Source organism: Pelatocladus sp., from assembly GCF_059505505.1.
On the sequence record NZ_JCACKS010000097.1, the window covers coordinates 1 to 8,619 of the forward strand.

The following is an 8,619-nucleotide window of genomic DNA, read 5'->3' on the forward strand; positions in this document are numbered from 1 at the left end:
TCTCATGATGTAATCTCTTTGTACTTCAATTTGAAGTGCGGAATGTGGGTTTAAACAATTCTCCATATTCCCGCGTGGGCAATATTTTTGAGTATAAAGTCGTCCTGGAGGAATTTTATTGATAGGAATTGAAGTCACTACAAAGCGAGTATCAACTTCTTTCTCGCTATACTCAACTTTGGCAACAACACGACGATTGCGGCTCCAACTATCTAGTGTTTGATAGTCCAGAGAACAGTACCAAACTGAGTTATGAACAAATGCTGCTGCATCATTTTTTAAATCTGGTGATGGAGGAAATAAGCTTTGAAAAAACTCAACTATGGGTTTAACTTTTCCTGAGTATTCTTGGGATGCACGATATTTTATTGATTGAGATAGCTGGATTAGACGATTATTTGGAGCAAGTCCAAATACATAATCAATTTCACTTTGATATTCACACCAACTCATTATATCGTCTCTCGAATATGCGCTATCTCCGCGAATAATAATTTTTACATCTTTCCATTTTGAGCGGATTATTTTTATTACTCGTTGTAATTCTTCTAGTCCTCCAGATGCTGGGTCTACGTTAGATGCGCGAAGTTTTGCTGCAAGTAAATGTTTACCACAGAAAATGTAAAGTGGAGCATAACAATACCCTCGATAATAAGGATTAAAAAATGTTTCTTCTTGATTTCCGTGAACTAAATCATCGGTAACATCTAAATCCAAAATTATCTGTCGTGGTGGCTTGTCGTAAGATTCTATAAATAGCTCAACTAGTAGTGTTTCTATTGCTGATGCATCATGTTCAATACGGTGATATCTACTATCTGCCCTTGATGATACATCTTCTGGACAATGCTCAAGCCGATTTAAGGTACTTTTTCCCGCCAAAGTAATTGATTCTTGTCCCGAATTGATAACTTTTCCAACCGCCAGCGAAAATATTGGATCATGACGTAAAGTTTCGTGGTCATTTATATCCTCATAGCCCATGATTAAGCCATATATTCTTTGTGCAATTAAGCTATTAACTGGATGCAGAATTTTATTTGGCTCTCGGTAGTCTTTGAAACATGCTGCCAGTCGTGATGTTATTTCTCTTTTTCTGTCCAGTTCCGCAATTAGTGTTAATCCGGCATCAGATGTTACAGGCTTACCATTGAAATTAACTACAACTGGACATGAATTCACTTGTTCAAATATGAACTGTTCCGGTATACAATCGTTTTTATTGGGGGTCATACTTAAAACTGCTGGAATCCTTTTAAAATGTACATTTTGGCAGTTTATGACCCCTATTTTTTAAAGTCTTGTGAGAAATCCGGGGTAAGCATACTGGCTTACAAACTCATACGGATATCATTCCATCCGACTTCTTTAAAAAAGGTCAAAACACTATCCAGTTTCAAAGAAAAGGTGGAGACAACTTTTTAATTCATCATGTCATTATCCATTGGCGGGAACTTGACCCATCATAAGTATTCCTGCGAGCGCTAAAAAAGGTGAGCAACTATGCCCACCTCAAAATTTCAAATGGAAAGTTTTACATTAATACTCAATAGACTTACAGCCTAATGCTTCTAACTTTACTTCCATATCTTCGTAGTTTTTACAGTGGAAGTATTGACGGTTTTTTAAATCAACAACATAGTAGCCTTGTTGTCCATTATAAAGCTCTAGCAATGTATTAAAAACTTCTTCTTGAGTTAGCCCAAAGTGTTCCTCAATTGAAGTGTGCATCGATTTAGCAGCTTCTATTTCCGATTCCTTTAGGGCTTTACCTACAGTCGGTACAATCTTTTCAATAAAAAAATCGTTGTCTTTTCTCCAGTAAGTTCTGATATGAAAAGGACGAGCATGAATTTTTTTAGTAGGTAATTCATCAAGAGATTTAATTATTTGGTATCTTTTGATATCCGCTTCCATAAAATCTCTACTAATTATAATTTGCTGCAATACTTATTATTTACCCCCACACAATACAAATGCAATGCAGGGGTAAATATTTTAATTAAGATTTAGACTTTGAATCACCCGAAGAACCATTACCCTTTTCGCCTTTATCTTCTGGCACAATCTCTTCTTTGTCTACCGGATGCCCAGAACTTTTTTCCATATACGCTCCCCCATCTAAAGGTACATATTCTTCTGCTGGATTGCTTTTACTAGCATCTCCATTATTTCCACTTTGACGTATACCACTCATAATTCAATTCCTAAACTACGACTGAGAGTAAGAAAGTGGTAGCAAGTTACTTACTACCACAAACGCTTCACTGTGCAATGAACGTATGCTGAGTTAACTTGACCCAGCATTCACCAATTTTTCTGCTCAAAGCGCCAAAAATTGAACTATCTGTACAAGCAGTTTAACCTTGTCCCTGCTTGAGCCTCGGTAACAACAAGTAACATTCGTCATAATTTAATAGCCCTCCTGTAGGCTGTCTTTACTACTACGGGTTGGGAAGTCCTCCGACGCTGGCACGTCGGGGGTGCACTTTGTTTAATCCCATTTGAATACTATCATTTATGGGCATATTTGGGACATATTGGTACCAAATATGGAATAAGGATTCCTAAATATTTGTGTTAATGGGGCAAATATGGGGCAATTTTGGAAAAATAGAAAGCACTCAAGATTATAAATTAAGGATATGAACCCCAAAAAGGATGAACGGCTTGCTATTCCGGCTCTTGGAGAGTATTACGATGACTTACTCTGCATAGATTCATGGATTAACGATCAAACTAAGGTTCAGCATGGAAAAAGCCTGCTTTGCTTAAAATTACAAGAGCAAGAACCAACGATTAAAGAGCATGTACAGTACCTAGCCAAAAAGCGGGGAATTTCTTTTGATGAAATGTGGTTTGCTATCCTCAGCAATAAAGCACAGCGTATGACCCCTAGTGAATTAGAGGAAATGCTCAAGTATAGACCAGACGAAGAGGGGTAGTTTTTCTTAGAGTCAAAGGCGATCGCACGGGTTGTAATTTGAGTCGCAATTGGAGTAGCGATCGCCCCATCTTTTAAATCGCTGTGATGAAGCGGGATGAGCCTATTTTTCTGTACCGTTGTGGTGGCAGAGTGCCGCCGCCGCCCGACGGGTATAAAAGCGCGGATGATGAGCGAACATCCATCGATGCGAATTTATCAATTGGAGATAAAGGATGATGGATGTGGGAGAAACTACAATTAAGCCACCATGCCTAAAATCAACAAGTGCGATCGCTGCGATCGCTTCCGCGTACCGACTGATAACTGTTAAAAGCTGATGACCACTGCACCAAATCAAACGCATCAACAAGTAAACGTCACTCCCAAACACGAATCAATTACAGGAGTAGTGGAACGCCTGACTTATTACTCTCAAGAGTCGGGTTACACAGTGGCGCGATTGCAACGTCCTGGTGCAAAGGAATTAACCACGATTACTGGCAGTTTTGCTGATATCCAGGCTGGACAGACATTGCAACTGGTGGGGTTTTGGCGCGAACATCCGCAGTATGGCCCTCAGTTTCAGGTTGTTAACTACAAAGAAACCAAACCCGCCACCTTAACAGGAATTGAAAAATATTTAGGCAGTGGTCTAATTAAAGGTGTTGGCCCAGTTACAGCTAAACGTATTGTTGCCCATTTTGGGCTGGAAACACTTGAGATTATTGAAAACCAAATTGAGCGCTTGAGCGAAGTTAACGGCATTGCATCTAAGCGCATTAATATGATTAAGAGCGCTTGGGAGACACAAAAAGCCGTTAAGGAAGTAATGGTTTTTTTGCAAAGTCATGGCGTTTCCACTACTTACGCAGTCAAGATTTACAAGCAGTATGGCGAGCAAGCGATCGCGATTGTGACTAACAACCCCTACCAACTTGCTGCTGATATCTATGGTATTGGTTTTCTCACTGCTGATAAAATTGCTCGTAACTTAGGAGTATCACCTGATTCCGAATTTAGATATCGTGCTGGTATCACTCATGTTTTAAGTGAAGCTGCTGAGGATGGACATTGTTATTTACCGCAAAGCGAATTAATAACGGGAGCGATCGCACTTCTTAAATGCGAATCCCACGAACCAACAACAGACGCTCTAGCACCAATCATCCAAAAAATGACTTTAGCTTCGGAACTAGTCAGAGAAAGTGCTAGTGATAAAACGTTACTTTGCTACAAACCTACTTTTTTCTACACTGAGCAAAATTTAGCCCAATTAATAAGCGATCGCATACTTGCTCCAATTAACCCCGATATAAAGCGTGTTCGTTTTTGGATTGAGCGGTTTACCCAAGCCTGTAAAATCGAACTTTCAGCGCAACAACAACAAGCAGTAGAGACGGCAGCCTATGGCAAATTCACGATTTTGACCGGTGGTCCTGGAACGGGGAAAACTTTCTGTGTCCGCACTATTACTTCATTGTGGAAAGCAATGGGTAAATCAATCGCCCTAGCTGCACCAACAGGACGAGCGGCACAAAGGTTAAGTGAAATGACGGGGTTAGAGGCAAAAACCATACATCGGCTATTGGAATTTGACCCCAGAACTCGCAGTTTTAAACGTGATCGCACCAATCCCTTACCTAAAGATGCAATTATCATTGATGAAGCCAGTATGCTTGATTTATTTCTGGCGCACTCGTTAGTAAATGCAGTGTCAGAAAATGCCCAATTGCTCTTGGTGGGAGACATTGACCAACTGCCATCTGTCGGGCCAGGGAATGTACTTGCTGATAGTATTAATTCGGGTAAAGTAAGCGTTGTACGCCTCACTCAAGTTTTTCGTCAAGCGCAAAGTAGTAGGATTATCACCGCCGCCCACCAAATCAATCGAGGACAGTACCCAACAATTGAACCTATTTCGGATAACCCCCAAACCGATTGTCTTTGGCATGGTGGCGGACATCAGCCAGAACACGGAGTACAGGCAATTTGTGAACTTATTGGGGGCTTGATTCCGACTCTTGGTTTTAACCCCATCACTGATGTGCAGGTACTTTCTCCCATGAGTCGGGGGTTGGTAGGAACTCGCAACCTTAATCAAGTACTGCAACAGCTAATTAATCCACTCAGCCCCGAAAAGGTCGAAATTACTAGGGGTGGTAGTACACTGCGAGTCGGCGACAGGGTGATTCAACAAACCAACGATTACAACCGCGAAGTGTTTAACGGTGATGTCGGGTTTATTACCAATATTGATACTGAAGAACAAGAAGTTACAGTACAATATGGTGAACGGGAAGTCAACTACGACTATGCAGACTTAAATGAAATTGCTCTGGCTTGGAGCGTTACTATACACAAGTCGCAGGGGTCTGAATACCCAGTGGTGATTCTGCCTTTGTACACCCAACATTACATGATGCTTAGTCGTAACTTATTTTACACAGGTTTGACTCGTGCTAAAAAGTTAGCGATTGTAATTGGCTCCAAAAAAGCAATTGGTATGGCTGTGCGTTCTGTTAACAAACAGCAGCGTTATACCCAGCTTGCTAAAAGATTGATTCAAGTGGACTTGAGTCCGTTGGAGCAATAAGTGCAACTATTGACAAAACCTCCTGAATATTTTGAGAAACATTAGAGAGGAAATCAAGATGAGTGAGTTTTTCCAATTCGTCAACGCTAACTTTATAAGCCCTCCAGTCATTATTTATTTCCTGATCGTTGGGAATGTTTACCGCAATAACACAGGTGCTGCTGGTAATACCGTTAAGTCCAGCGCCAGGGCGGTCTAGCACAACAACTATTTTCCAAATTGATGTGGGAATTGTCACTTACGGCATTGGTTTTATTAGGAATCTCCAAGAAATAAAAAGGATGGTCAACCTTATATATTTTCAGCACATCCAGGTATCTAGGAGTGGAGGTAGCAGCAAGGGTGTAAGTAGAGTAAATATAATTCATGCCTTCTTGAAACTCCCTTGCTGCCTCCTTTGCTCAGTTTTGCATACTTACGTAAAACTCCATAAATTCAATTGCTGTAACTAGGAGCATGGCTTACAAAATTGCAATTTTTAATATGAAGGGAGGAGTTGGCAAATCTGCTACTGCAACAAACTTGGCAGATGGTATCTCCCGGTTTAAGCACAAAAAAGTTTTGTTAGTGGATATCGATCCTCAGGGAACTTCAAGCGCTTCTCTTGGCATTGAAATTTGGAAATTGGAGACTCAATTGAAGGATGTTCTTCAGAGCGATTCTCCAAGCGAGCGAAAGCAACGCTTTAAGCAAGCAATCATTAAGGTATGTTCCCAGCAAGTTGATGTCTTGCCATCTAATATTTTGCTTGCAGTTGAGGAACTGCAAATTTCAGGATTACCTGGACGAGAGAATCTACTAAAACGAAGTCTGAGTGAGATTGATACTGAATATGACTTTATCTTGATTGATTGTCCACCTAATATTGGTGTGTTCTCAATTAACGCACTTAAGGCAAGCGATGGCGTTATTGTCCCTGTGGATATGAGTTACGTTGGGCTACTGGGAGTTCAAGGGGTTGAATATGCTTTTAATCTAGTTAAGAATTTTTTAGACCATGAAGTCAATGTCTTGGGTGTACTCGCCACCAAATTTGACGGGCGGCAAAAAATCAGCAAAGATGTATTGTCATCTTTGCAAGAGCATTTTCAAGAACATATGTTCAAAACAGTAATTCCTACAACTGTACGTATTTCTGAAGCTCCTAGCTTTGGGATCTCCATTTTTGAACATGACCCAAAAGGTACAGGAGCAAAAACATACAGAGACTTGATAAATGAATTAATGAAACGCATTTAGAATTTCATAAAAACTACTTAACTCTACCTTCAGCCACTTATTCGTAATACAATCTCCAATTCTTACATTGAAGCGAGAAGAGAGGACAACTTCTATTTATTAAGGAAGTCCAATAAATAAATCACCCAGCTTTTGGATGAGGCTAGGCTAATTTGCCAGCCCAGATGAAACCCTTGAAAAATATATAAATCTTATAAATAGATTAATACAGCGCTTGCTAATTTATTTTTGGCAAGGACTTAACTCGCTAGCTTCCAAATAAAGCCTTAATTCAATCTATATAGTATAGTATCGTTCCAACAACGTTGTCGGAAAACTATCCAGGAGTTGTAAGTTTCTATGTCTAAACGAGGTCTCGGCAATAATCCCTTCAAACTTGGCTCCACAACGAGCATTTTTACTCCAACAGAACTGACTAAAGCAAACGCTGAGAATTCTACACTTATTGACATATCGAGGATTCAACTACCAACTCAGCAAACTCGTAGCTACTTTGATACCCAAAAATTGCAGCACTTAGCTGAGTCTATTAGAGCATATGGTATCTTAGAACCATTACTAGTTCGCCCTCTCTCGGATAATTACTATGAGCTAGTAGCAGGAGAACGCCGTTATCGGGCAGCACAAGAAGTTGGACTGAGTGAAATTCCCGTAGTCATTCGTGAAATGACTCAGTTGCAGGCAATGGAACTGGCACTCATTGAGAATTTACAGCGAGAAGATCTCAATCCCATTGAAGAAACAGAAGGTATTATTGCACTTTTGGCTACTAAGTTGAATGTTCCTTCTACAGAGATTCCTCAGTTACTACATCGTTTGGCAAAACGGGGTTCTGACAACGTTGTCCCAAAGGAGTCAACATTAGAGGTAGTAGAATCCATCTTTGCTTTAGTTGGCAAGATCAGTTGGGAATCCTTTGCTAGTCATCGTTTGCCTTTACTAAACCTGCCACACTATATTCTAGAAGCACTTCGCTCCGGAAAAATTGAGTACACAAAGGCGAGAGCGCTGGCACGAATTAAAGACCCAGTTTTGCTAGACCAACTTTTAAACCAGGCAATTGCAGAACAATGGTCACTTAGTCAAATTCGTGCAGCTATTCATGCTCATACCCAACCGATTCAGTCAGAAGAAATCGCTGCTTTAAAACAACAATTCAATCAAGTTTCTAAAATATTGAAATCATCCACAATATGGGCAGAACCGGAAAAACGTCAGCGACTACAGCAACTGCTTGCTGAACTTCAACAATTAGCAAAAGGAAACACATGAAGTCTCAGATCCCTCAACACCAGCACCCATAGGAAATTATCGACTGTATTACCTTAGATACATACCTTTTCAGTTCACGCAAACATATCAAGATCAACATCTATTGTCGTTTCATCGTCTGGTGTTGATATCTCCTCAACTGTTGGTACAGATATTTGAGGAGTAAACTGGCTATGTGGTAATAAACCTCTTTTGTAATCCCAATAAAAATTAATCATATGGTAGAGCGCATCAATAAAATTTTCGCCTCTGTGTGCTGCTACTGCCCGAACTATTTCAGCTCATCTGTGATAGGTTAAAAGTGCGTACTTTTTGTCAATACCTCCAAGGAATGATTAAAAGATTTTTGACAATGATAATCGTTGAGAGGGTAGGAGTGAGATTCGAGCGACGCTCGAATCTCACTTTTCTAATTTGATTATCATTATTAATAAATAGAAAAAATCTAAATTTGTACTGCGATCGCCAATCTTGAATAAAACGATTTCAGGATAAATAGGTTATTGTTAGGTCGCATAAGGATGTCAAACTAAGTGTATCGGCTCAATAATTCGGGGTAGGCAGTGATTCAAGCTGCCACGACCAGCCT

At 40.1% G+C, this 8,619-nt stretch carries 11 protein-coding genes; 5 read left to right on the forward strand and 6 right to left on the reverse strand.

Features of this window, described 5'->3' with window-relative positions; translation table 11 throughout:
• Positions 1-1,233, reverse strand: a 1,233-nt coding sequence (locus tag AC5JMK_RS08540) for an IS1380 family transposase (RefSeq protein WP_495909869.1), incomplete at its 3' end; no start/stop codon positions are given.
• Positions 1,234-1,310: 77 nt separating this feature from the next.
• On the opposite strand from AC5JMK_RS08540, the gene AC5JMK_RS08545 reads away from it, so the two are divergent.
• Positions 1,311-1,469, forward strand: coding sequence for a DUF7383 domain-containing protein (locus tag AC5JMK_RS08545; protein WP_495909877.1), 159 nt, complete (start codon positions 1,311-1,313; stop codon positions 1,467-1,469).
• Between the two features lie 70 nt (positions 1,470-1,539).
• Here AC5JMK_RS08545 and AC5JMK_RS08550 read toward each other — a convergent pair whose 3' ends face one another.
• Positions 1,540-1,917, reverse strand: a complete 378-nt coding sequence (locus AC5JMK_RS08550) for a hypothetical protein (RefSeq protein ID WP_495909870.1) — start codon at positions 1,915-1,917, stop codon at positions 1,540-1,542.
• Between the two features lie 85 nt (positions 1,918-2,002).
• Positions 2,003-2,197 (reverse strand): competence protein ComE, encoded by a 195-nt coding sequence (locus AC5JMK_RS08555; protein WP_131121624.1) that lies wholly within the window; start codon positions 2,195-2,197, stop codon positions 2,003-2,005.
• 448 nt (positions 2,198-2,645) lie between these two features.
• Here AC5JMK_RS08555 and AC5JMK_RS08560 point away from each other — a divergent pair, with 448 nt between their 5' ends.
• Positions 2,646-2,945, forward strand: coding sequence for a hypothetical protein (locus AC5JMK_RS08560; RefSeq protein WP_495909871.1), 300 nt, complete (start codon positions 2,646-2,648; stop codon positions 2,943-2,945).
• A 102-nt stretch (positions 2,946-3,047) separates the two neighbouring features.
• Here the strand turns inward: AC5JMK_RS08560 and AC5JMK_RS08565 are convergent, their stop codons facing one another.
• Positions 3,048-3,290, reverse strand: a complete 243-nt coding sequence (locus AC5JMK_RS08565) for a hypothetical protein (protein ID WP_495909872.1) — start codon at positions 3,288-3,290, stop codon at positions 3,048-3,050.
• Between AC5JMK_RS08565 and recD2 the strand changes: the two genes are divergently transcribed.
• Entirely contained in the window at positions 3,264-5,519 is a 2,256-nt protein-coding gene (gene recD2, locus AC5JMK_RS08570) for an SF1B family DNA helicase RecD2 (RefSeq protein ID WP_495909873.1), read from the forward strand. The genes AC5JMK_RS08565 and recD2 overlap by 27 nt on opposite strands.
• Here recD2 and AC5JMK_RS08575 read toward each other — a convergent pair.
• The gene (locus AC5JMK_RS08575; RefSeq protein ID WP_495909874.1) at positions 5,476-5,757 is read right to left on the reverse strand and encodes a DNA/RNA non-specific endonuclease; all 282 of its coding nucleotides are present in this window, start codon (positions 5,755-5,757) and stop codon (positions 5,476-5,478) included. The two genes, recD2 and AC5JMK_RS08575, sit on opposite strands and share 44 nt — an antisense overlap.
• The gene (locus AC5JMK_RS08580; protein WP_495909878.1) at positions 5,693-5,887 is read right to left on the reverse strand and encodes a hypothetical protein; all 195 of its coding nucleotides are present in this window, start codon (positions 5,885-5,887) and stop codon (positions 5,693-5,695) included. The genes AC5JMK_RS08575 and AC5JMK_RS08580 overlap by 65 nt, the downstream gene beginning before the upstream one ends.
• Positions 5,888-5,975: 88 nt before the next feature.
• Here AC5JMK_RS08580 and AC5JMK_RS08585 point away from each other — a divergent pair, with 88 nt between their 5' ends.
• Positions 5,976-6,758 (forward strand): ParA family protein, encoded by a 783-nt coding sequence (locus AC5JMK_RS08585; protein WP_495909875.1) that lies wholly within the window; start codon positions 5,976-5,978, stop codon positions 6,756-6,758.
• A 339-nt stretch (positions 6,759-7,097) separates the two neighbouring features.
• Complete coding sequence (locus tag AC5JMK_RS08590) at positions 7,098-8,030, forward strand: ParB/RepB/Spo0J family partition protein (protein ID WP_495909876.1); 933 nt, start codon at positions 7,098-7,100, stop codon at positions 8,028-8,030.
• Positions 8,031-8,619 lie beyond the last annotated feature (589 nt).

Coding starts and splice junctions, on each gene's coding strand:
- AC5JMK_RS08550 (WP_495909870.1), bottom strand. CDS start 1,917: ATGGAAGCGGATATCAAAAGATACCAAATAATTAAATCTCTTGATGAA.
- AC5JMK_RS08555 (WP_131121624.1), bottom strand. CDS start 2,197: ATGAGTGGTATACGTCAAAGTGGAAATAATGGAGATGCTAGTAAAAGC.
- AC5JMK_RS08560 (WP_495909871.1), top strand. CDS start 2,646: ATGAACCCCAAAAAGGATGAACGGCTTGCTATTCCGGCTCTTGGAGAG.
- recD2 (WP_495909873.1), top strand. CDS start 3,264: ATGACCACTGCACCAAATCAAACGCATCAACAAGTAAACGTCACTCCC.
- AC5JMK_RS08565 (WP_495909872.1), bottom strand. CDS start 3,290: ATGCGTTTGATTTGGTGCAGTGGTCATCAGCTTTTAACAGTTATCAGT.
- AC5JMK_RS08580 (WP_495909878.1), bottom strand. CDS start 5,887: ATGAATTATATTTACTCTACTTACACCCTTGCTGCTACCTCCACTCCT.
- AC5JMK_RS08585 (WP_495909875.1), top strand. CDS start 5,976: ATGGCTTACAAAATTGCAATTTTTAATATGAAGGGAGGAGTTGGCAAA.
- AC5JMK_RS08590 (WP_495909876.1), top strand. CDS start 7,098: ATGTCTAAACGAGGTCTCGGCAATAATCCCTTCAAACTTGGCTCCACA.